Origin of the sequence: Micromonospora sp. NPDC048999 (assembly GCF_040649295.1) — a bacterium.
Lineage (GTDB): Bacteria > Actinomycetota > Actinomycetes > Mycobacteriales > Micromonosporaceae > Micromonospora.
Window position 1 is genome coordinate 28,884 of record NZ_JBEZFI010000026.1, and the last position, 21,912, is coordinate 50,795.

The 21,912-nt window shown below is 71.4% G+C and carries 24 protein-coding genes and 1 pseudogene; 14 read left to right on the forward strand and 11 right to left on the reverse strand.

Features of this window, described 5'->3' with window-relative positions; genetic code table 11:
• Positions 1-50: 50 nt before the first annotated feature.
• Positions 51-626 carry a PH domain-containing protein gene (locus AB0C02_RS23120; RefSeq protein WP_357550842.1) on the forward strand — a complete coding sequence of 192 codons (576 nt, stop codon included), beginning with the start codon at positions 51-53 and terminating at the stop codon, positions 624-626.
• A 26-nt stretch (positions 627-652) separates the two neighbouring features.
• On the opposite strand, the gene AB0C02_RS23125 is transcribed toward AB0C02_RS23120, so the two are convergent.
• The 3 genes and pseudogenes from AB0C02_RS23125 to AB0C02_RS23135 form a co-directional block, all read right to left on the reverse strand.
• Positions 653-1,348, reverse strand: coding sequence for a GtrA family protein (locus AB0C02_RS23125; RefSeq protein WP_357550843.1), 696 nt, complete (start codon positions 1,346-1,348; stop codon positions 653-655).
• 64 nt (positions 1,349-1,412) lie between these two features.
• A complete protein-coding gene (locus AB0C02_RS23130; RefSeq protein ID WP_357550923.1) occupies positions 1,413-1,949 on the reverse strand; it encodes a GtrA family protein in 537 nt (178 codons plus the stop codon).
• A 254-nt stretch (positions 1,950-2,203) separates the two neighbouring features.
• Positions 2,204-2,299 (reverse strand): annotated as a pseudogene (locus tag AB0C02_RS23135) (GtrA family protein); the annotation flags it as partial.
• A 133-nt stretch (positions 2,300-2,432) separates the two neighbouring features.
• Between AB0C02_RS23135 and AB0C02_RS23140 the strand changes: the two are divergent.
• The 3 genes from AB0C02_RS23140 (at position 2,433) to AB0C02_RS23150 (ending at position 6,430) form a co-directional block, all read left to right on the forward strand.
• Positions 2,433-4,274: a phosphoenolpyruvate carboxykinase (GTP) gene (locus AB0C02_RS23140; protein WP_357550844.1), complete on the forward strand. Its 1,842-nt coding sequence runs from the start codon at positions 2,433-2,435 to the stop codon at positions 4,272-4,274.
• 181 nt (positions 4,275-4,455) lie between these two features.
• Positions 4,456-5,628: a geranylgeranyl reductase family protein gene (locus AB0C02_RS23145; protein WP_357550847.1), complete on the forward strand. Its 1,173-nt coding sequence runs from the start codon at positions 4,456-4,458 to the stop codon at positions 5,626-5,628.
• Between the two features lie 31 nt (positions 5,629-5,659).
• Complete coding sequence (locus tag AB0C02_RS23150) at positions 5,660-6,430, forward strand: isoprenyl transferase (protein ID WP_357550849.1); 771 nt, start codon at positions 5,660-5,662, stop codon at positions 6,428-6,430.
• Positions 6,431-6,435: 5 nt separating this feature from the next.
• Here AB0C02_RS23150 and otsB read toward each other — a convergent pair whose 3' ends face one another.
• The 3 genes from otsB to AB0C02_RS23165 form a co-directional block, all read right to left on the reverse strand.
• A complete protein-coding gene (gene otsB / locus AB0C02_RS23155) occupies positions 6,436-7,260 on the reverse strand; it encodes a trehalose-phosphatase (protein ID WP_357550852.1) in 825 nt (274 codons plus the stop codon).
• A 71-nt stretch (positions 7,261-7,331) separates the two neighbouring features.
• Complete coding sequence (locus tag AB0C02_RS23160; protein ID WP_357550854.1) at positions 7,332-7,685, reverse strand: hypothetical protein; 354 nt, start codon at positions 7,683-7,685, stop codon at positions 7,332-7,334.
• A gap of 162 nt (positions 7,686-7,847) precedes the next feature.
• Complete coding sequence (locus AB0C02_RS23165) at positions 7,848-8,282, reverse strand: XRE family transcriptional regulator (RefSeq protein WP_357550856.1); 435 nt, start codon at positions 8,280-8,282, stop codon at positions 7,848-7,850.
• Positions 8,283-8,546: 264 nt separating this feature from the next.
• Between AB0C02_RS23165 and AB0C02_RS23170 the strand changes: the two genes are divergently transcribed.
• From AB0C02_RS23170 to AB0C02_RS23195, 6 genes are all read left to right on the forward strand, one after another.
• On the forward strand, positions 8,547-8,888 hold the full coding sequence (locus AB0C02_RS23170) for a hypothetical protein (RefSeq protein WP_357550857.1): 342 nt from the start codon (positions 8,547-8,549) through the stop codon (positions 8,886-8,888).
• On the forward strand, positions 8,885-9,313 hold the full coding sequence (locus AB0C02_RS23175; protein WP_357550860.1) for a hypothetical protein: 429 nt from the start codon (positions 8,885-8,887) through the stop codon (positions 9,311-9,313). The genes AB0C02_RS23170 and AB0C02_RS23175 overlap by 4 nt, the downstream gene beginning before the upstream one ends.
• A gap of 342 nt (positions 9,314-9,655) precedes the next feature.
• A complete protein-coding gene (locus AB0C02_RS23180; protein ID WP_357550862.1) occupies positions 9,656-11,062 on the forward strand; it encodes a PhoH family protein in 1,407 nt (468 codons plus the stop codon).
• Between the two features lie 271 nt (positions 11,063-11,333).
• Positions 11,334-12,008 (forward strand): lytic transglycosylase domain-containing protein, encoded by a 675-nt coding sequence (locus tag AB0C02_RS23185; RefSeq protein WP_357550865.1) that lies wholly within the window; start codon positions 11,334-11,336, stop codon positions 12,006-12,008.
• A 111-nt stretch (positions 12,009-12,119) separates the two neighbouring features.
• Entirely contained in the window at positions 12,120-12,782 is a 663-nt protein-coding gene (locus AB0C02_RS23190) for a rhomboid family intramembrane serine protease (protein ID WP_357550868.1), read from the forward strand.
• Positions 12,783-12,884: 102 nt separating this feature from the next.
• Complete coding sequence (locus tag AB0C02_RS23195; protein ID WP_357550871.1) at positions 12,885-13,853, forward strand: NAD(P)/FAD-dependent oxidoreductase; 969 nt, start codon at positions 12,885-12,887, stop codon at positions 13,851-13,853.
• Between the two features lie 109 nt (positions 13,854-13,962).
• Here the strand turns inward: AB0C02_RS23195 and AB0C02_RS23200 are convergent, their stop codons facing one another.
• Positions 13,963-14,661 carry a TetR/AcrR family transcriptional regulator gene (locus AB0C02_RS23200; RefSeq protein WP_357550873.1) on the reverse strand — a complete coding sequence of 233 codons (699 nt, stop codon included), beginning with the start codon at positions 14,659-14,661 and terminating at the stop codon, positions 13,963-13,965.
• A gap of 137 nt (positions 14,662-14,798) precedes the next feature.
• Here AB0C02_RS23200 and AB0C02_RS23205 point away from each other — a divergent pair, with 137 nt between their 5' ends.
• On the forward strand, positions 14,799-15,716 hold the full coding sequence (locus AB0C02_RS23205; RefSeq protein WP_357550876.1) for an NAD-dependent epimerase/dehydratase family protein: 918 nt from the start codon (positions 14,799-14,801) through the stop codon (positions 15,714-15,716).
• Between the two features lie 4 nt (positions 15,717-15,720).
• Here the strand turns inward: AB0C02_RS23205 and AB0C02_RS23210 are convergent, their stop codons facing one another.
• The gene (locus AB0C02_RS23210; protein WP_357550878.1) at positions 15,721-16,692 is read right to left on the reverse strand and encodes a DMT family transporter; all 972 of its coding nucleotides are present in this window, start codon (positions 16,690-16,692) and stop codon (positions 15,721-15,723) included.
• The gene (gene glpX / locus AB0C02_RS23215) at positions 16,689-17,720 is read right to left on the reverse strand and encodes a class II fructose-bisphosphatase (RefSeq protein ID WP_357550881.1); all 1,032 of its coding nucleotides are present in this window, start codon (positions 17,718-17,720) and stop codon (positions 16,689-16,691) included. The genes AB0C02_RS23210 and glpX overlap by 4 nt, the downstream gene beginning before the upstream one ends.
• A 157-nt stretch (positions 17,721-17,877) precedes the next feature.
• On the opposite strand from glpX, the gene AB0C02_RS23220 reads away from it, so the two are divergent.
• The 3 genes from AB0C02_RS23220 (at position 17,878) to AB0C02_RS23230 (ending at position 20,428) form a co-directional block, all read left to right on the forward strand.
• On the forward strand, positions 17,878-18,492 hold the full coding sequence (locus AB0C02_RS23220) for a DUF4245 domain-containing protein (protein WP_357550883.1): 615 nt from the start codon (positions 17,878-17,880) through the stop codon (positions 18,490-18,492).
• 108 nt (positions 18,493-18,600) lie between these two features.
• Positions 18,601-19,410 (forward strand): hypothetical protein, encoded by an 810-nt coding sequence (locus AB0C02_RS23225; RefSeq protein ID WP_357550885.1) that lies wholly within the window; start codon positions 18,601-18,603, stop codon positions 19,408-19,410.
• 154 nt (positions 19,411-19,564) lie between these two features.
• On the forward strand, positions 19,565-20,428 hold the full coding sequence (locus tag AB0C02_RS23230) for a hypothetical protein (RefSeq protein ID WP_357550886.1): 864 nt from the start codon (positions 19,565-19,567) through the stop codon (positions 20,426-20,428).
• A gap of 6 nt (positions 20,429-20,434) precedes the next feature.
• Here the strand turns inward: AB0C02_RS23230 and AB0C02_RS23235 are convergent, their stop codons facing one another.
• Together AB0C02_RS23235 and xseA are read right to left on the reverse strand one after the other, a co-directional pair.
• Positions 20,435-20,647 carry an exodeoxyribonuclease VII small subunit gene (locus tag AB0C02_RS23235; RefSeq protein ID WP_357550887.1) on the reverse strand — a complete coding sequence of 71 codons (213 nt, stop codon included), beginning with the start codon at positions 20,645-20,647 and terminating at the stop codon, positions 20,435-20,437.
• Between the two features lie 25 nt (positions 20,648-20,672).
• Entirely contained in the window at positions 20,673-21,899 is a 1,227-nt protein-coding gene (xseA, locus tag AB0C02_RS23240) for an exodeoxyribonuclease VII large subunit (RefSeq protein WP_357550888.1), read from the reverse strand.
• Between the last annotated feature and the right edge of the window lie 13 nt (positions 21,900-21,912).

The following is a 21,912-nucleotide window of genomic DNA, read 5'->3' on the forward strand; positions in this document are numbered from 1 at the left end:
GAGCGTCGACCGGTTACGGTCAGCGCGTCCTGTTCTGCGAGGAGGTTGCCGTGGCGTTCCCCGATGACGTGCTCACCAAGGAGGAGCACGTTGTGCTGCACCTGCACCCGCACTGGAAGGCGCTGATCCGGCCGATCCTGGTGCTGCTGCTCGCCGTCGCGGCGGTGGTGGCGGGCTGGGTCCTGCTTCCCGAGGGTGACGTCGGCACGATCGCGCTCTACGTGGTCGCCGGGCTCTGCCTGGTGCTGGTGCTCTGGCTGGGCCTGTGGCCGTTCCTGGTCTGGCGTACCACCCACTATCTCTTCACCGACGAGCGGGTGCTGCTCCAGGAGGGCATCTTCTCCCGTGATCGGCGGGACCTGCCGCTGACCCGGATCAACGACCACTCGATGCACCAGCGTTTCGTCGAGCGGCTGCTCGGCTGCGGCACGCTCACCATCGAGTCGGCCGGCGAGCGCGGGCAGTCGGTGCTCCGCGACGTCCCGCACGTCGACAAGGTGCAGACCCGGCTCTACGAGCTGGTCGAGGCCAACCACGACAAGCACAGCCTGGGCGACGGCGAGATGCGGGAGATCCTCGCCGACCTGCGCGACGGCAAACCGTTGCGCGATCATCCCTCGTCCTGAGCCCCCGGGGCGCGGGTGGGCGGCGGTCAGTGGCGGGGGAGGTTGCGGGGAGTCTGGAAATCGGTGGCCAACTCCGGGTTGAGGCCCGAGCCGAGGGTGCCGCCGAGGCGCCCTTCCGCCGGGGCCGGGCGCCCCTGCTGTGGGGCGTGGTCGGTCCGTACGCCCGGTCGGGGCTCGGTCTCCTCCAGTTCGCTGACCGATTCGGCCAGCTCCGCCACCGGGTCCAATTCCCCAACGTTGTCCCATTCGTCACGCGGGATGCTGTGCCAGGTCTCTGCCGCGTGTTCCGGGGGTGGCTGGAAGACGAATGTCCGGTATGACCAGAAACGGAACACGGTGGCCAGCAGTACGCCACCGGTCTTCGCCACGTTCAGCGTTAGCAGGCTGGTTATGCCGAGGCCGTACTTCGCGCCGGCCAGGACGCCCACTTCGATGATCAGGCCGGTCGCGTTGAACAGGAAGAAAAGGGTGTATTCCCGGCGAAGTGCCGCTGTCGGTCGGTCCCGGTACGTCCAGTGCCGGTTCATGAGATACGACGTGATCGTCGCCACAATGGTCGCGACCACGGTCGCCTTGAGCTGGCCGTTTCGGAAAGCCGTGAGTGCCAGCGCATTGAACACCGCGTAATTGATGACGGTGTTGATGCCGCCGACGATGCCGAATTTCAGCGCCTCGTGGATGAACTTCTGCCAGCGCTCGGGCAGCAGACGGACTCCAGGCATGCGAAAACACCTTAGGGCAGCGGGCAGGGCCGGATCGGCCCGGCGGGACGGGATGGGCGTTGGCTCACGCCCTGGACTCTCGGTCGTGGCTCGTTCCGCGAGGAGGGAGAGTTCCCGGTTCGACGAAAACGAACCGCCGGTACGACCAGAAGCGGAACAGCGTCCCGAGGCCGGTGCCGACGGCGAAGCTGGCCACGTTGTCGGCCAACGCGGTCTGGAACACGTGGGGCCAGATGGCGCCCAAGCCGTAGCGACTGGCCGCGAGGCAACCCACGGCGATGCCCAGACCCACCCCGTTGAAGAAGAAGAAGAGCGCGTACTCGCGGGCCGGGTTCGAGCGCGGGCGGTGCCGCCAGGTCCAGAACCGGTTTCCCAGGAACGCCAGGGTGGCCGCGACCACCGTGGAGATGGTCTTCGCCACCACGGACGGTGTGTGCTGGACGCTGGCGAGGTAGTTGAAGAGCGCCAGGTCGACGAGGAACGCGAACCCGCCGACCGTGGCGAACTTGCTCAGCTCGTGGATGAGATGGCCGAAACGGCCCAGCAGGGAACCGATCAGACCCTGGGGGGTCTGCGGAACCCCGGGTTGCTCCCCGGTCATCGTCGCGGCCACCCGCCGAGAGTACCGGCTGGGCGTACCTCGGGGCGGCAGCAACCGCGAGCGAAACCGCATCGGGGCTACCCGGACGGCCGGCCGAAGGGGATCGACGCGCGGCACCCGATCCACCTGACAGTGAACAGAGCGTAACCGGCTGAGGTGTGATCGTGGACGAGATCACCGGAATCGTGGTTCGTGACACCCGAGTGCACTTCCGCGCATCGCGTGCCTGCCCGCCAGTGCTGGCGTCCGCGCCGCCGAAGGTTTTCCACAGGATTTGCGTGAAACTGCGCGCGAAAGCGGGTATCAGATCGCGATGCCGCAGCGTGGCCGTAGCTTGTGCAGTTCTTCACAACCAGTACCACTGACTCGCGAGGCAGCCCGGTTTACGCTGAGCCCAATCCCAGGTTTCCACGAAGGCGACGCACTCGCCAGAACTCGTGCATTCCCATACATCGGTCAGCGTCGACCACAAGGAGATGTGACATGGTTGCTCCGGCTACTGTTCGGGGTATCGATCAGGCCCCGACGTCCCACCCCAAACTGCTCGCCTGGGTACGTGAGGTCGCGGAACTGACCACCCCCGACCGGGTGGTCTGGGTGGACGGGTCCGATGAGGAGTGGCGCCGCCTCACCGACGAGCTCGTCGAGAGTGGCACCCTGATCCGGCTGAACCCCGAGAAGAAGCCCAACTCGTTCTACGCCCGGACGGACCCGTCGGACGTCGCTCGGGTCGAGGAGCGCACCTTCATCTGCTCGGTCGACGAGGCGGACGCCGGCCCCACCAACAACTGGATGGCGCCGGCCGAGATGAAGCGCACCATGACGGACCTCTACCGGGGTTCGATGCGGGGCCGCACCATGTACGTCATCCCGTTCTGCATGGGCCCGGTCGAGGCGAAGAACCCCATGTTCGGCGTCGAGATCACCGACAGCCCGTACGTGGTCGCCTCGATGCGGATCATGACCCGGATGGGGTCGAAGATCCTGGCGGCGATGGGTGACAACGCCGACTTCGTGCACGCCCTGCACTCGGTCGGCGCCCCGCTCGCCCCCGGCCAGCAGGACGTGGCCTGGCCGTGCAGCGAGACCAAGTACATCTCCCACTTCCCGGAGAGCCGGGAGATCTGGTCCTACGGCTCCGGCTACGGCGGCAACTCGCTGCTCGGCAAGAAGTGCTACTCGCTGCGGATCGCCAGCGTGATGGGCCGTGACGAGGGCTGGCTCGCCGAGCACATGCTGATCCTCAAGATCACCTCGCCGGAGGGTCGGGTGTACCACATCGCCGGCGCGTTCCCGTCGGCCTGCGGCAAGACCAACCTCGCGATGGTGGAGCCGACCATCCCCGGCTGGAAGGTCGAGACCATCGGCGACGACATCGCCTGGATGCGGTTCGGCCCGGATGGTCGCCTCTACGCCGTCAACCCCGAGTACGGCCTCTTCGGCGTCGCGCCCGGCACCGACTGGAAGACCAACGCCAACGCGATGCGGACGCTGGATCGCGGCAACTCCGTCTTCACCAACGTGGCCCTCACCGACGACGGCGACATCTGGTGGGAGGGCATGGGCGAGCCGCCGGCCCACCTGATCGACTGGAAGGGCAACGACTGGACGCCGGAGAGCGACAGCCTCTCCTCGCACGCGAACAGCCGGTTCTGCACCCCGATCACCCAGTGCCCGATCCTGGCCGAGGACTACTACGACCCCAACGGGGTGCCGATCGACGCGATCCTGTTCGGCGGCCGGCGTCGGGACACCGTCCCGCTGATCACCGAGGCCCGCGACTGGGTGCACGGCGTCTACATGGGTGCCACGCTCTCCTCGGAGACCACTGCCGCCGCCTCCGGCGCGGTCGGCGTGGTCCGGCGCGACCCGATGGCCATGCTGCCGTTCATCGGCTACCACGCCGGTGACTACTTCCGGCACTGGATCGAGATGGGCAAGGGTGCCGACGGCGACGAGTCCAAGCTGCCGAAGATCTACTACGTCAACTGGTTCCGCAAGGACCCCGAGGGCAGCTTCCTCTGGCCGGGCTTCGGCGAGAACTCGCGGGTGCTCAAGTGGGTCGTCGAGCGGATCGAGGGCCGCGCCGAGGCCATCGAAACCCCGATCGGCATGGTCCCGGCCCAGGACGCGCTGGACGTCGAGGGCCTGGACATGACCCCGGAGGACGTCCGGATCGCCCTCAAGGTCGACCCGGAGGAGTGGCGTCGCGAGCTTCCGCTGGTCAACGAGTGGTTCGAGAAGTTCGGGGACAAGCTCCCCGGCGTCCTCTGGGCCGAACTGGACGCCCTCCGCGCCCGCCTGGACGCAGAACCCCAGAAGTAACCCGCAGCCCCACCGGACGCGGACGGCCGCCGAACCCCACCGAGGTCCGGCGGCCGTCCGCCGTCCTGCCCTGACCCGTTGATCAAGAAGTTTGCGTCGGGATCCGGCTCGATACCGACGCGAACTTCTTGATCAACGCTGATCGAGCCACCGGCGGGTTCGGTGGGGGCAGGATGGGGGCGTGCGGGACGGACGGGACGAGTGGGACGTGATTGTGGTGGGGGGCGGGCCGGCGGGGGCGGCGGCGGCGCTGGCGGCACGGCGGGCGCGGGCCCGGGTGCTGCTGCTCGATCGGCACGACTTTCCCCGGGACAAGGCGTGCGGGGACGGGATCACCGCGCACGCGCTGGACGTCCTCGCCGAGCTGGGCGTGGCCGGCGCGGTCGACGGGTACGCTCCGCTGCCCGCGCTGCGCCTCGTCGCCCCCGGTGGTGGCGCAGTGGCGCGGGCGCTGCCCCGGCCCGCGTACACGGTGCCCCGGCGGGTGTTCGACGCCCGCCTCGTCGCGGCGGCCGTCGCGGCCGGCGCGGAGCTGCGCCGGCACACCGTACGCCGGGTGGAGCTGCGCGCCGACCGGGTGGTGCTCGACGGGAAGCTGGCCGCCCGGGCGGTGGTGGGGGCGGACGGCGCAGGCTCGGTGCTCCGCCGGGCGCTCGGCCACCCGGTGAACCCGGACCGTCACCTCGCGCTCGCCATCCGCGGCTACGCCCCGGCACTGTCCGGCCCGCCCGAACAGCTCATCGTCACCTCCGCGCCGCGCTGGCCGGCGTACGCCTGGTCGTTCCCGATCGGCGACGGCCGGGCGAACGTCGGGTACGGGGAGGTGTTGCGGGGCGAGCCGTTGACCCGGGCGCACCTGCTGGACCGGCTGGCCGCCCTGCTGCCCGGCGCCGACCCGGCCACGGTCACCGACCTGCGAGCCCACCACCTGCCGCTGTCGACGCACCGGCCGGCACCCGGGCGGGGGCGGGTGGTGCTGGCCGGGGACGCGCTCTCGTTGATCAATCCGTTCACCGGTGAGGGCATCTTCTACGCCCTGCGGTCGGGAGCGCTGGCCGGCGCGGCGGCGGCCGGTGCGCCCGCCCAGGCGGCTGGCCGGTATGCCGACACGCTCCGTCACCGGCTCGGCACGCATCTGCGGCACAGCTCGGCAGCGGCCTGGCTGGCCCGGCGGCGGACAGTGGTGGACGCGGCGGTCCGCGCGGCCCACGGGGACGAGCGGGTCTACCGGCGCGTGGTGGAGCTGGGGCTGGGTGACGGGCGCCTCGACGCGCGTACCCTCGGCATGATCGGCATCGGTCTGACCCAGCGCCGTGACCGGGAGCCGTCGTGTCATCAGCCACCGGGGCACTGATCTTCAACCTGGGTCGTTACCCTGCAAGGTGATGACTCTGCGGAAAATCCTTTACTCCGTGTACGAGCGCCGGCTGACCTCGAAGCTCGCCGGTAAGCCGGTGCCCCGGCATGTTGGCGTCATGTGTGACGGCAACCGCAGATGGGCCCGGGACATGGGCTTCGTCGATCCGAACGACGGCCATCGGATGGGCGCCGAGCGGATCAAGGAGCTGCTGCGCTGGTGCGACGCCGCAGGCGTCGGGCATGTGACGCTCTGGCTGCTCTCCACCGACAACCTCGCCCGGCCGGCCGCCGAGCTGGATCCGCTGCTTCAGATCATCGAGGACCTCACCACCGAGCTGGCCGAGGCGGGCAACCCCTGGCGGCTGCGGATGGTCGGCGCGCTCGACGTGCTGCCCGCGCAGCACGCCGTGGCGCTCAAGGCCGCCGAGGAGCGCACCCGGGACCGTAGCGGCGGCGCCCAGGTCAACATCGCCGTCGGATACGGCGGCCGGCGCGAGATAGCCGATGCGGTCCGCTCGCTGCTGCTGGAGCACGCCGCGACCGGCGGCACCATAGAGGAACTGGCCAACACGATCGACGTCGACGACATCTCCGAGCATCTCTACACCAAGGGCCTGCCGGACCCTGATCTGATCATCCGGACCAGCGGCGAGCAGCGCCTCTCCGGCTTCATGCTCTGGCAGAGCGCGCACTCCGAGTTCTACTTCTGCGAGCTCAACTGGCCCGACTTCCGCCGGGTCGACTTCCTCCGCGCCCTGCGTTCCTACGCCACCCGCCAGCGCCGCTTCGGCAGCTGAGCCGGTCAGGAGAGGTGCGGTAGGGCGGCGGTGAGGAAGCCGGCCAGGGCGGCGGGAGAGTCCAAAGTGAGGTCGGCGGCGTCGGCGACCTCGTGACCGGTCTCCGGGTTGGCCACGGCGACGCAGACGCCGACGAAGTCCGGGTCGGCGGCGCAACGGGCGCGCACGGCGGCGAACGCCTTGATGTCGGAGACGTCGTCGCCGAAGTACCACGCGCCCCGGGCGTCCCGCACCACCTCACCGATGACCATGCCCTTGTCCCGGTCGACCGGGGGCTTCAGCTCCAGCACCATGCGCCCCGCCTGGCAGCGCAGCCCCAGCCGCTCGGCTCGGGCCCGGCCCCACTCCTGGACCAGGTCGCCGAGCTGCGGGGCGGTCCGCCAGTGCAGGGCGACGGAGAGTCGCTTGAACTCCACCAGCGCGCCGGGCGGCAGCTCGGCGCGGGCCTGCTCGGCCAGCTCGGACATGGTGGGCACCCAGGGCAGGGCGGCCGGCTCAGTGACGGTCTCGCCACCGGAGTGGCTGTGCTCCAGACCGTAGAGCCCGTACAGGTCGATGCCGGCCAGGCCGCCGAGATGGTCGCGGAGGAACTCCACCGGGCGCGCGGAGACGATGGCGATCCGGCGTACGCGCGGGGCGAGCGCCTCCAGCGCGGCGAGCACCCTCGGGGCGGGCCGGACCGCGGTGGGGTCGTCGTCGACCGGCGCGAGGGTGCCGTCGAAGTCGAAGAAGAGCACCACGTCGGCCGCGCGGGCTGCGGTGGCGCGCCACGCGTGCTCGGCGTTCAACGGGGTCTGCGGCTGCGGGTTGCCCAGATTCAACGGCGGCACGCGCGTCAGAGTACCCCGGACACGAGGTGGTATTCGTGGCCGAGATTGCGATGTTCGGGCGTCGTCTACGGTCAGCGTTCGGCGGCTCCCCGGCCCCGTCGCCCGAACGGCACGACGGCCGCCTCCGGCCCGTGGTTGAGCAGGTAGCCCTCCACGAAACCGGCGTTCCGGTCGCCGGACTTCGCCTCGATCTCGTTGAGGCGCGCCACCAGGAACTCGGTGAGCGCGCTGACCCGGTCGTTGAGCCGATCGTGCAGCTCGGCGGTGACGGCGAGGACCACCGCGGTGCCGGCCGTGGTGAGTGCGAAGAGGTTGACGACCAGGGGAAGCTCGCCGCCGTCCAGCACGCCGACCACCACGTTGCCGGTCACGCACGATGTCACCGACACCACCGCGACCACGACTGCTAACCATTTCAGGGTCATGGACAGACCCCTCCTTCTGTCCCGCAGGGCTGGGTTCGGCCTTGTCGCGTCCCCCCGCCGACGACGAGCCCAAGCAGTACGAATAGGGACGCTAGCGTGCCCGTTCCGGCCCCGAAGCGAAACGATTGGGACTGCCCCCGCGTTCTTTCGCTATCTGAGGAACTACCCCGCCTCTTTGGTGTTATTTCGGACATCAACCGGCAGGGTTGGGCGATAAGCGAGGTATCGGATGGTCTCTCGGATGTGGAACTTCTCGGCGTCCGACACGTCCGGGTCCACCAGGCGGCGCAGCAGCGCCTCGACGTCCGGGTCCATCGGCGGTGCGGCGGGGGCGGTGCGCGGGGTGGTGGCACGATCCCAGCCCAGGGCGTTGAACGCCGCCGCCGGGTTGAGGCCCAGGCCCTCGCAGAAGGCGACCACCCGCTCGGCCTCCGGGTCGCTGGACCAGTCGCCGCGTACCCAGCGGTTGATGGTCTGGCGCGAGACGCCGGTGCGCCGGGAGACCTCCGTGCCGCTCCAGGCCCGGGTGGCGCGCGCGTCGGCCAGGGCGTGACGGACGAAGGTGGCGAAGGCGATCTTCCGTGCGTTGGCGGTCACTCCGTGACCGTACGAGAGTTCGACCGCGCCGGGGCATCCCGGCACGCTGCTGTCACGCTTGCGGGACGGCTTCCTCGGATTGTCTGGGACCGATCCTGTACTGCTCCTGAGGGGTGTCACCTGGACAGATTAGGTGGACGCCAGGACGGCGGTGAGCGGACGAAAAGCTGATACTGTCACGCCCATGAGACAACTTACGTTGTGTCACGTGCATGAGACGACAAGTGCTCATATGCGTCACGCCGCGGGTGTCGAGGAGGTTTCGTGACCGAACTCGCGACCCGCGCCCAGGCCTTCGGCCTGATCGCGGAGGGGGTGGCCGCCGGGTTGAGCGCTCCATGGCGCCTCTACCTGGCCCGGGGCTGCCGGTACCTCTCCCTGAGCGTCGGCGACCGGGCCGAGTGGAACGCCTGGCGTACCCACCTCGGCTGCCCGGAGCTGAGCGTGCGGGTCTACGACGTCGGCGGCGAGATCCGGCGTTCCTCGGTCGCCGAGGTGATCCTGGACGGCTGCCGGATCAGCGTCGAGCTGGTCGAGGAGGTCAGCACTGCCGACCTGGACCAACTCCTGGTCGTCGACCCCCTGGCCGAGCCGGAGGAGCGATGAGCCCGCTCCTCGCTGTCCTGCTCGTGCTCATGCTCGGCTCCACCTGCTATGCGGCGGGCCGGCTGCACGGCCAGCTCAGCTACCGGATCGGCTACCGCTTCGGTTATCGGCAGGGATACTTCGACGGCGATCGCGGCGCCTGGCACCGGCGGCGGCGCGAGGCGCAGGCCGTGATCGCCTCGGCGCTCACCCGCCCCGCCCCGGTGCCGGTGACCGCGCCGGCCACGCGCGCCACGGTCCCGTTCGCCGGTACGGCGGTTCCCGCCGCGGTCGCCGCCCGCCCGGCCTCGCGGGCCACCGCGACCGCACAGCTCGGCCGGCTCGCCGCCCGGCAGGGCACCACGTACACCGGGGCCTCGTTCGGCGCCGCCACCCGTGCGGCGGGCGGGCCGCAGGCCGGGACCCTGGTCCGGCGGCCGGGCTGACGCCCACCCAGACACGGTGTGTCGTCCGCGGCGGACGCGCACCGTTGGAGCCACGTCAGACCGGTGACGGTGGCTCCGCCGGCCGGGATGCGCGCAGGGGGCATGCATCCCGGCCGGTTCCGCCGTGCTGTTCATCTCCCGCTCGGGTGAGATCCACATCCGCCACTGGTCGACGGCGCTTCGGGGCACTAGCGTCTAGGCATGGCACGGGGTTTTCCCGAGCCAGCCGGAGAGCCCGGAACTGCGACCTCGCGCACGGGGCCCGCATCCGACCCCGTGTCCAACCGGGCACCGGACGAGGCGGAACACGGGTGGCCGGGTGCCCACCCGCGGAGCAGGCCTGTGACGACTCGCCGTACTCAAGCCGGTGCCGACCAGACCCCGGCCGCGACTGCCACGACCCGCCGGACCACCCGCAGCCGCCGCGCCGCGGCTGCCGGCACCGAGGAGCCCCGACCAGCCGGTCCGGCCTACGTGCTGGACACCTCGGTCCTCCTCTCCGACCCGGCGGCGTTCCACCGCTTCGCCGAGCACGAGGTGGTGCTGCCCCTGGTGGTCATCACCGAGCTCGAAGGGAAGCGGCACCACCCCGAGTTGGGCTGGTTCGCCCGCCAGTCGCTGCGCATCCTGGACGAGCTGCGGGTGAAACACGGCCGGCTCGACCGGCCGGTGCCCGCCAACGACCAGGGCGGCACCCTGCGGGTGGAGCTGAACCACACCGACGACGGGGTGCTCCCGCCCGGCTTCCGGACCGACTCGAACGACGCTCGGATTCTGTCCGTGGCGCTCAACCTGGCCGCGGACGGGCGCGACGTCACCCTGGTCAGCAAGGACATGCCGCTGCGGGTGAAGGCGGCGTCGGTCGGCCTGCGAGCCGACGAGTACCGGCACGGCCAGGCCAGCGATCCGACCTGGACCGGCATGGCCGAGCTGGAGTTGGCCGAGGAGGAGATCTCCCGGCTGTACGCGGGGGAGGTGCTGGACCTCGACGCCGCCGCCGGCCTGCCCTGCCACACCGGGCTGGTGCTGCACTCGGCGCGCGGCTCGGCGCTGGGCCGGGTGCTGCCCGACAAGACCGTACGGTTGGTCCGCGGCGACCGGGAGGCGTTCGGCGTGCGCGGCCGCTCGGCGGAGCAACGGATCGCGCTGGACCTGCTGCTGGACGAGTCGGTCGGCATCGTCTCCCTGGGCGGTCGGGCCGGCACCGGAAAGTCCGCCCTGGCGCTCTGCGCCGGCCTGGAGGCGGTGATGGAACGCCGTCGGCACAAGCGGGTGATCGTCTTCCGCCCGCTCTACGCCGTCGGCGGCCAGGAGCTCGGCTACCTGCCCGGCTCGGAGTCGGAGAAGATGTCCCCCTGGGCCCAGGCGGTCTTCGACACCCTCGGTGCGGTGGTGCACGAGAACGTGCTGGAGGAGGTCACGTCCCGCGGCCTGCTGGAGGTCCTGCCGCTGACCCACATCCGCGGCCGGAGCCTGCACGACGCCTTCGTCATCGTGGACGAGGCGCAGTCGCTGGAGCGGGGCGTCCTGCTCACCGTGCTGTCCCGGATCGGGCAGGGATCGCGGGTGGTGCTCACCCACGACGTGGCGCAGCGGGACAACCTGCGGGTGGGGCGGCACGACGGGGTGACCGCGGTGATCGAGGCGTTGAAGGGTCATCCCCTCTTCGCGCACGTCACCCTCACCCGTTCGGAGCGTTCTCCGATCGCCGCCATGGTCACCGACCTACTGGAGGACACCCCGTTCTGACGCCAGTCTTGTCCCTCTTCAGGCCCGTTTGGGCTGTGACGCAAGTCACAATTGGGTCCGTTGGTTTCCCATCCGCCTCACTGTGCGCAATCGTGTCCATCGAGCGACTCCGACAACTCCAGTTCCGTGCGGCTGACGCCGCGGAGCTACGAGAGTCACGGGTACCGGTGCGGCGGCTGCGGCCGCGAGGTCGGGCCGCTCCCGGCGTCGGCGCGGGCCACGGACGGCCACCGTCGTGTCGTGTCCTTGCCCCCGACGAAGGGACCACTTCGTGAGTCGGCTGTGGAGCCGGTTCGGCGCCCGTACGGCCGCTGTCGCGCTGCTCTCCGTGGGCGTTGCCGGCGGTTTCTATCTGGGCGAAGACCGACAGACCCAGCAACAGGGCCTGACCGCTCAGTTCGGGCTGCAGGTCGACCAGGCCGAGTACGCGTACCAGCGCGACCGGCAGGCCATTCACCAGGTGGAGTCGGCCCGGCAGCGGGCCGCCGAATACCAGGCGAAGTTGCGGGCGGCGGCGGCGGCCAAGGATGCCGCCGCGCGGGCCCGTAAGGCCGAGGAGGCGGCTGCCTCGCGTAAGAAGGAGCGATTGGCGGCCGAGGCCGAGGCCAAGCCGTACGACGGGCCGATCCCGACCTCCTGCAACGAGTACGGCGGTAACCGGAAGATCGGTTGCGCGATCATGATCGACCAGGGGTTCGGCATCGACCAGTTCCCGTGCCTCGACAAGCTCTGGACCAGGGAGAGCCACTGGAACCACAAGGCCCTCAATCCGTCCGGGGCGTACGGGATCCCGCAGGCCCGGCCCGGCAGCAAGATGGCCTCGGTCGCGGACGACTGGAAGATCAACCCTGCCACCCAGATCAAGTGGGGCCTCGGTTACATCAAGGGCCGCTACAGCACCCCGTGTGGTGCCTGGCAACACTCCCAGAACACCGGTTGGTACTGATCGGACGCTGACGACGGCGGGGTGCGCGGGTTCGCGCCCCCGCCGTTGCCCGGTGGCATGTGGCCGGGACGCGAGTGGCGGCCGGCCCCGATTGCTGATAGCTGTTGACAGGTGACCTGGCGCGGCAGCCCGACGGGCGGCGATCCCCACCGGTTCGGCACCGAGGCGTTCTACGCCTCACTGGGCCGGGCCTTCGTCGCGATGTGCGCGGTCGTGCCGGTGCTGTTCCTCATCGAGGCGCTCGATGTCGGCCTGGACGCCAACCTGGCCGGGACCGCCGGCATCATCCCGCACCGCATCCAGGGGCTCGACGGTGTGCTCTTCTCGCCGTTCCTGCACGCCGACTTCAACCACCTCTACAGCAACAGCATCCCGCTGATCCTGCTCGGCACCTTCGTCCTGGCCGCCGGCACCCGCCGCTTCCTCTGGTCGACCCTGGTCATCATCCTGGTCAGCGGGCTGGGGGTGTGGTTCACCGGCTCGCCCAACTCGGTGGTGGTCGGCGCCAGCGGGGTCATCTTCGGCTACCTCGGCATCCTGCTCACCCGCGGCATCGTCGAACGAAGCTGGTGGAACTTCGGCGTGGTGCTGCTGGTCGGCCTGCTCTACGGCTGGCAACTGATCGGCATCCTGCCGACCGACGAGCGCGTCTCCTGGCAGGGGCACCTGTTCGGGCTGCTCGGCGGGATCGCGGCGGCGATCGTGTTCCGCCGCCGCCGGGTAGGCCTGCCGGCGCCGGAGCAGACCGGGTCGCCGACGGTCCCCCTGGGCTGACCGGGCGGTCGGCGCGCCCGCGGGACGTGCTTGCCCAGCGGCCTCGGCCCGCCTACCGTCGGCATCAGCACGCGTGAATCCAGGCGAAAGTGACGGTACGCCATGCGCGAGGTCGATGTCGCCGTGATCGGGGCCGGTCCGGCCGGGCTCTTCGCCGCGTACTATGCCGGGTTCCGGGGGCTCTCGGTGGCGGTGATCGACGCGCTGCCCGAGCCGGGCGGCCAGGTGACCGCCATGTACCCGGAGAAGCTCATCCTCGACGTCGCCGGATTCCCCGCGATCAAGGGGCGGGAGCTGGTGGCGAACCTGGTCGCCCAGGCCGCCCCCTTCCACCCCGAATATCTGCTCGGCACCCGGGCGGAGAAGCTCACCCACCTCGACGGGCGGCCGGTACTCGGGCTGGCCGGCGGCGAGCAGGTGCGTTGCGGTGCGGTGGTGGTGACCGGCGGGTTGGGCAGCTTCACGCCTCGGCCGCTGCCGGTGGCGGACGGGTTCCTGGGCGCAGGGATCGTCTATTTCGTACCCCAGCCGGTCGAGCTGGCCGGCCAGGACGTGCTCATCGTGGGCGGCGGAGACTCGGCCTTCGACTGGGCGGTGACGCTCCAGCCGATCGCCCGGTCGGTGACCCTGGTGCACCGGCGGGACAGGTTCCGCGCCCACGCCTCGACCGTCGCCCGGGTAGGCTCGCTGCCCGTCCGGGTCGTCGTCAACGCCGAAGTGACCCGGCTGTACGGCGACAGCCAGATCACCGGCGCCGAGCTCACCGTACGCGGCGGCGCGGTGGAGAAGGTGCCGGCGAGCGCTGTGGTCGCCGCGCTCGGCTTCACCGCCGATCTCGGGCCGCTGGCCGAGTGGGGGCTGACCCTGGACCGGCGGCACATCGTGGTGGACAGCACCATGGCCACCAACCTGCCCCGGGTCTTCGCGGCCGGGGACATCACCGAATATCCCGGCAAGGTCCGGCTGATCGCCACCGGCTTCGGCGAGGCCGCCACCGCGGTGAACAACGCGGCCGTGGTGATCGATCCGACCGCCCACCTCTTCCCCGGGCACTCCTCCGACGGCTCCTGAGCCCCGGTCCTCGACCGTTGATCGACGCGGTGTGCGGCAATACGTGGTCACGCCATCGGGTTTGACCCCTACATGCCGCACATTGAGTTGATCAGCTAGGCCGCTGGGTCTATCCGGCGCTTCTGGGCAGACCGATGAGGTCGGCCATCAGGTTGATCTGGTGGTCGAAGTACTCGTCGCGGTGTGGCAGCGTCCGGTTGATCCGGCCGAACAGCTCGAAGCTGATCAGCCCGAACAGCTGGGTCCAGCCGGCCATGCCTCGGGCCAGCAGGGCCGGCGGCAGGTCGACCGAGAGCAGGGCGCCGAGTTCGGCCACCTCTGCCCGTAGGGGCTCGGGCACTTCCTCGGCGGGTGGTTGGAGCCGGCCGGCGGCGAAGCCGTCGCGGAGGATGCCGACCAGGGTCAGCGGGGGGCGCTGCGCCGGCGCGACCGTGTCGTCCGGGGCCGCGTAGCCGGGGACGGGGCTGCCGTAGAGCAGCGCGTACTCGGCGGGGTGGGCCAGCGACCAGGCCCGGGCGGCCCGGCACGCGGCGTGCCAGCGCTCGCGCAGGTCGGCCTGGTCGACGGCGGCGTCGGCCGTCTCCACCGCGTCGCCGAGCGCGTCGTACGCCTCCAGGATCAGCGCGGTGAGCAGGTCGTCGCGGCTGGGGAAGTAGCGGTAGATCGCCGAGGAGACCATGCCCATGTCGCGGGCGACCGCGCGCAGCGAGAGGTTCGCGCCGTCGGTGGCCAGGTGGCGACGGGCCACCGCCTTGATCTCGTCGATCATGCCGGCGCGGACCCGGGCGCGGAGCGAGGGAGCGACCATGCCCCCACTCTGCCACGAATGAGTGCGCTGATACAAACAGAGAGCACTGCTCTTGACGGCGAGTCGACCGAGCGTGCATGCTCTTCTTCGAGAGCGGTGCTCTCGAAATGGAACCCCGCTTCGAAGGATGGCTTCCCATGGCCCTGCATGTGATCGTCGGCGCCGGACCCGTCGGCAACGCCACCGCCCGCCTCCTCGCCGAGCGCGGTGACCGGGTACGAGTGGTGACCCGCCGCGGCACCGGCCCCGACCACCCCGCCGTCGAACGGATCGCCGCCGACGCCGCCGACGCCGCCCGGCTGACCGAGCTGACCGAGGGCGCGGTCGCCCTGTACAACTGCGCCAACCCGGCCTACCACCGGTGGCCGATCGACTGGCCGCCGCTGGCCGCCGCGCTGCTCACCGCCGCCGAGCGGACCGGCGCGGTGCTCGCGACCGTGGGCAACCTCTACGGGTACGGGCCGGTTGACGCCCCGATGACCGAGGCGGCCCCGCTGGCCGCGACCGGCACCAAGGGGCGGGTGCGGAACCGGATGTGGGCCGACGCGCTGGCCGCGCACCGCGCCGACCGTGCCCGGATCAGCGAGGTACGCGGCTCCGACTACTTCGGCGTCGGCGGCACCTCGCTGGCGATGATGGTGCTGCCCCGGGTGCTCGCCGGGCGGCGGGTCTTCCTGCCGGTGGACTGGGACGCCCCGCACACCTGGACGTACATCCCGGATGTCGCGCGTACCCTGGTCGCCGCCGCGACAGACGAGCGGGCCTGGGGGCGGGCCTGGCACGTGCCCAGCGCGCCGGCCGTGCCGATGCGGGACCTGGCCGCCCGCGCGGCGGCCCTGGTCGGCGCGCCGGCGCCGAAGCTGACCCGGATGCCCTATCCGGTGCTCTGGCTCGGCGGCCTCGCCAACCCGATGGCCCGCGAGCTGCGGGAGACCGCCCACCAGTTCGACCGGCCGTTCGTGATGGACTCCACGGCCGCCACCGCCACCCTCGAAATCGAGCCGACCCCGCTGGAGCGGGCAATCAAGGAGACGGTGGCCGGCCTGCGCCCGTGAGGAGTCAGCGGCGTCGCGCCGGGCCGAGCGCGGCGATGAGGACGGCGAGCAGGGTCAGCACCGCGCCGAGCAGGGTGGTCGGGCCGGGGTGGGACGCGGCGGTCGGCAGCAGCACGTCCAGCAGGACGGCCCCGACGATCTGCCCGGCGATGGTGGCCAGGCCGAGCAGCAGCACCCCGGTGAAGCGGACGATCGCGGCGGCCAGCGCGATGAACAGGATGCCGATCGGGCCACCCAGATAGAGCCACGGCTCGCTCGGGAAACCGCCGGCCGGACGGCCCCGGACCGCCATGTCCACCGCGAGGGTGGCGAGCAGCGCCGTCGTGCCGACGGCGAAGTTGACCAGGGTGGCGGTCAGGGCGCTGCCCGAGGCCCCCCGCACCCGGCCGTTGACCGCCTGTTGCCAGGCGATGCCCACCCCGGCCAGCAGCGGCAGCAGGGCCAGCACCAGGGCGCGCGGATCGCCCAGCCGGTCACTCACCGCCAGCAGCACGGCCAGCACGGTGAGCACCGCACCGACCAGCCGGTACGCGGTGACCGGCTGCCGACCGGTCGGGCCGATGCCGGCCCGGTCGACCAGGAGGCTGCTGCCGGACTGCCCGGCCACCACCGCGACGGTGAACACGGCCACCCCCAGCGTGCCGATGGTCAGCCCCTGGGTGGCGACCAGGAGGGCGCCGCACACCCCGCCGAGGCACTGCCACGGCCGCAGCGAGCCCTGCCGCAGGGCCGCCCGGAGGGCCGCCAGTCCCCGCCGGCCGCCCGGGGTGGCGGGGACCAGCACCAGCAGCACCAGCAGGCCCAGGCCGAACGAGACCACCGCGGCGGCGATCCCGTCGGCCAGCCGTACGCCGAGTTCACCGTTGATCCGGGACTGCACGGCCACCGCGACCCCGGAGGCGGTGGCCAGCCCGACGCCGGCGACCCGCCGCCCGGTCGGCAGCGTGGGGGGTGCCGCCGTCGCGGTTGCGGTCATTCCTGCTCGGCCAGGGGGCGTCCGTCGAAGTCGACCGCCGAGTAGAGGGCGAGCTTCTCCAGCCGGTGGTACGAGTCGATCACCCGGATCGTGCCGCTCTTGGAGCGCATAACGATCGACTGGGTGTACGCCCCGCCGGCCCGGTAGCGCACACCGCGCAGCAGGTCGCCGGAGGTGACGCCGGTGGCTACGAAGAAGCAGTTGTCCCCGGTGACCAGGTCGTCGGTGAACAGCACCTGGTCCAGGTCGTGCCCGGCGTCGAGCGCCTTCTCCCGCTCCTGCGCGTCCTTCGGCCAGAGCTTGGCCTGCATCATGCCGCCCATGCACTTCAGGGCACAGGCGGAGATGATGCCCTCCGGGGTGCCGCCGATGCCCATCAGCACGTCGACGTCCGACTCGCCGCGGGCTGCCGCGATGGCGCCGGCGATGTCGCCGTCGGAGATGAGCCGGATGCCCGCCCCGGTACGCCGGATCTGCTTCACCAGGTCGTCGTGCCGGGGCCGGTCCAGCACGCAGACCGTCACCTCGGCGACGTCACTTTCCTTGACCTTGGCGATCCGCCGGATGTTCTCAGCCACCCCGGCATTGATGTCGACCACGTCGGCGTACATCGGGCCGACGGCGAGCTTCTCCATGTAGAAGACGGCGCTCGGGTCGAACATCGCGCCGCGCTCGGCCACCGCGAGGACCGCGAGCGCGTTCGGCATGCCCTTGCTCATCAGCGTGGTGCCGTCGATCGGGTCGACCGCCACGTCCACCTCGGGACCGGTCCCGTCACCGACCTCCTCGCCGTTGAAGAGCATCGGGGCGTTGTCCTTCTCGCCCTCGCCGATCACCACGACACCCCGCATCGGGATCGAGTTGATCAGCTTGCGCATGGCGTCGACGGCGGCCCCGTCGCCGCCCTCCTTGTCGCCCCGGCCGACCCAGCGGCCGGCGGCCATCGCCGCCGCCTCGGTGACCCGGACCAGGTCGAGGGCGAGGTTGCGGTCTAGGTTCTGGGGCGTCCGCGTCGTGGTGGTTGTCATGGCGGCTCCTCCTCGCGACGTTGCGGGGTGGACCGGCGGGATGCGGCATCGCCGCCGCCGGCTTCGCCGTTGATCCTCACACGATGACAGCTCCCGCGCCGGGGCGGGGCGGAGGAGGCCCGGGTCGGGTCACCTGGACGGCTGCGACAATGGGCAGGTGGAAGCCGTACAGCCTGCCGACCGCGTACCGACCGACGCCACCCCGACCGACGGCCACCCGGCCATCTCCGGCGACCGGCCGGCGTCGCCCGCCCGCAGCGCCCGGGCGCGCTCCGAGCGCTCGCCGAAGGACATGGCGCTGTCGCTGCTGGTGCTGCTGGTCCCGATCGCCCTGCTGTTCGCCTTCTACCGGGGCTTCCTCAACGGCGAGCAGCCGACCATCGTCGACCCGGCACCCGCGGTCGAGCTGGCCCGGTCGGCGGGCGCCTTCCCGGTCAGCCACCCGGATGGGTTGGGCTCGGACTGGCGTACGGTGAGCGCCCGCTACCGGGCCGAGGAGGGCGGCGCGACGCTGCGGATCGGCTACCTGACCCCGGACGGGCGCGGGGCGCAGCTCGTGGAGAGCAACGTGCCCGCCGACAAGCTGCTGCCGGCCGAGCTGGCCGGTGGCCGGCCGCAGGGCCCGGCCGACCTGCCCGGCGGGAGCTGGCAGCGGTACACCGCCCGGAGCAACGAGCAGGCTCTCGTCCTGCTGGAGCCGAACCGCACGGTGATCGTGATCGGTGACGCCCGGGAGGACGAGTTGCGCCAGCTGGCCACCGCGCTGCGCTGAGCCGGTTAACTCCCGAAGGCCCGAATAGTCAGGCCGGTCCGCTAGGCTGCCCCGGCCCGAGGGCGCGTGTAACGTGTCCGGACAGCAACGGAAAAAAAGGTAAAAAACGTGAACATTCGACGGTGGAGCGCCGGCATCCTCGCCGCTGCCCTGTTCGTCCCCGGTCTGGCCGCCTGCAAGGACGAGGCCGACTCGCCGACCGCCGCCAGCACGTCGGCCGCCTCGGAGAAGCCGGCGGACCCGAAGGAGGCGCTGGTCGCTTCCACCGGGGAGCTCCAGAAGGGCAACTTCACCTTCACCATCAAGGGCGGCGAGATCAACGGCGGTGGCACCGTGCACCTGCCGTCCAAGAGCGCCGAGGTGAAGGTGGAGACCGCCAGCGACGAGCTGTCGATGACCATGCACCTGGTGTTCATCGACGACGACAGCTGGGTCAAGCTGGAGCTCGCTGGGCCGATGGCCGACGTCGTTCCGGGCTTCAAGGAGATGAAGGGCAAGTACCAGCACCTGGACCGGAGCAAGCTCAAGGGCACCGCGAAGGAGCTCAGCTTCGACTTCGCCGATGTCGACCCGGCGGGCGCCGAGAAGATGATCAAGGCGATCGTCGACGTCAAGCAGGCCGGTGAGGGCACGTACGAGGGCACGATCGACGCCACCAAGGCGACCGACGCCGATCTGCTCGACGCCGACACCATCAAGGCCCTCGGCGACCAGGCCAGTGCCGTGCCGTTTACCGCGAAGGTCGACGCGCAGGGCCGGCTGACCGAGTTCGCCGTCCAGATTCCCGCCGCCGGCGGCGCCGAGGCGCAGACCCTGACCGTCACGTACGACTATGGTGCCGCCACCGCCGTCCAGGCGCCGCCGGCCGCCCAGGTCGTCGAGGCGTCCGACCAGGTCTACGAGATGTTCAAGGACTGATCCGGTGCGGGTGGGGACGGCTGTTTCGGCTGTCCCCACCCGACGCTTCCTTCGGCACCAACCAGATTGCGGAACGCCGCTTCAGGGAACAAAGCAGGGCACGAGCCCCACCCGGCGCCTCTTGTGGGCCGGACGACCCCCTGGAGTGGTTCACGTGAAGATTCGACGCTTCAGCGCGGCGGCCTTCGCCGCGGCGCTGCTCATCCCCGGCCTGGCCGCCTGCGACGACAACGCGGCCGGCCCGACGGAGGCCTCCGCGACCCCAACCGCCTCCGCGACGACCCCAACCGCCTCGGGCGGCATCGCGCCGAGTGGTACGCCGGACACCGACGACGCCAGGCAGGCCCTGCTCAACTCCACCAACGCGATCCGCGACGGGAACTTCCGGTTCACCATGTCCGGCGCGGGCTCGAGCGTCGAGGGGCGGGTGCACGAGCCGAGCCAGAGCGCGGAGCTGCGGATGACGATCGGCGACCCGTCGTCGGACCTGATGATGAAACTGGACCTGATCCACTACCGGCCGGACAGCTGGGTGAAGCTGGAGCTGGGTGGCCGGGCTGCCGACAGCCTCCCCGCGGTGCGCCAGCTCAACCTCGGCAAGTACCAGCACCTGGACCAGAGCCGGATCAACGGCAACCGGGCGCTGGGCTTCGACTTCGACAAGGTCGACCCGGCCGGCAGCGCCGTGCTGACCCGGGGCATCACCGAGGTCCGCCAGACCGGCGACGGCACGTACGCGGGCACGCTCGACGTGTCGAAGGTGGCCGAGGCCGGCTCGCTCGACCCGGCGCTGGTCACCGCGCTCGGGGCGCAGGCGAAGTCGGTGCCGTTCACCGCCCGGGTCGACCCGCAGGGCCGGCTCAGCGAGCTGGTGATCCGAGTGCCCGCCGCCGGCCAGAGCGCCGCGCAGGAGATCAGAATCACGTACGCCGACTACGGCAACGCCACCCCCGCGCAGAAGCCCCCGGCCGACCAGGTCGTCGAGGCCCCGCCGGAGCTCTACGGCCTGTTCGACTGAGCCGGGTCAGGCGTCGGCGCGCTCGCGGGCGGCGTCGATGCGGGCCCGGGCGCCGTCCAGCCAGCGCTGGCAGATCTCGGCGAGTTGCTCCCCGCGCTCCCAGAGTGCCAACGACTCCTCCAGCGAGGTGCCGCCGGCCTCCAGCCGCTCGACCACGGTGGCCAGCTCGGCGCGGGCCTGCTCGTAGCTGAGCCGCTCGTCCTTCTTCTCGTCAGTCATCCCATCCATCCTGGTTGCAGGGTCGTCAGCCGTCGACCGTCGCGGTCAGCTCGCCCTCGGCGAGGCGTACCCGCAGTGGGTCGCCCTTGGCCACCTCGGCCGCGGCGCGGACCACCTGGCCGTCGGCGCGCTGGACGATCGCGTACCCCCGATCGAGGGTCGCGGCGGGGGAGAGCGCGCGCAGCCGGGCCAGGGTGTGTCGCAGATCGTCGGCGGCGGCGCCGAGCCGGTGGTCCAGGCACCGGCCCGCCCGGTCGCGCAGCGCGGCCACTTCGGCGGCCCGCTGGTCGACCATCACCTGCGGGCGGGCCAGCACCGGCCGGGAGCGGAGCAGGTCGAGGCGGTGCTGCTCCCGGTCGACCAGGTTGCGGACCGCCCGTTCCAGCCGCGACCGGGCCTGGCCGATGAGGCGTACCTCCTCGGTGAGGTCGGGCACGATGCGCTTCGCCGCGTCGGTCGGCGTCGACGCGCGCACGTCAGCCACGTAGTCCAGCAGGGGCGTGTCCGTCTCGTGGCCGATCGCGCTGACCACCGGCGTACGGCAGGCGAACACCGCCCGGCAGAGCGCCTCGTCCGAGAAGGGCAGCAGGTCCTCGAGGCCGCCGCCGCCCCGGGCGATGATGATCACCTCGACGGTCGGGTCGGCGTCGAGCACCTTCAGCGCGTCGACGATCTGCGGCACCGCGCTCGGCCCCTGCACCGCGACGTTGACCGTGCGGAACTCCACCGCCGGCCAGCGCCGCCGGGCGTTGGTCAGCACGTCCCGCTCGGCGGCCGACGCACGGCCGGTGATCAGCCCGATCCGCCCGGGCAGGAACGGCGGCCGGCGCTTGCGGGCCCGGTCGAAGAGGCCCTCCGCGGCGAGCAGCTTCTTGAGCTTCTCCAGCCGGGCCAGCAGCTCGCCGAGCCCGACCTGGCGGATCTCGTCGGCGCGCAGGCTGAGCGTGCCCCGGGCGGCGTAGAACTCGGGCTTGGCGTGCAGCACCACCCGGGCGCCCTCACGCAGCTCCGGCGCGCCCGCGTCGAGCACGTCCCGGTTGGTGGTGACGGTCAGGCTGAGATCGGCCGACGGGTCACGCAGGGTGAGAAAGACCGTGGTCGCGCCGGGTCGGCGGCTGATCTGCGCCACCTGCCCGTCCACCCAGACCCAGCCCAGCCGCGCGATCCACGCCCCCACCTTCTGGCTGACCACCCGAACCGGCCACGGCTCCTCCGACGTGCTCCGCTCCACCCCACCGTCACCCACACCCACCCGCCCACCCTAC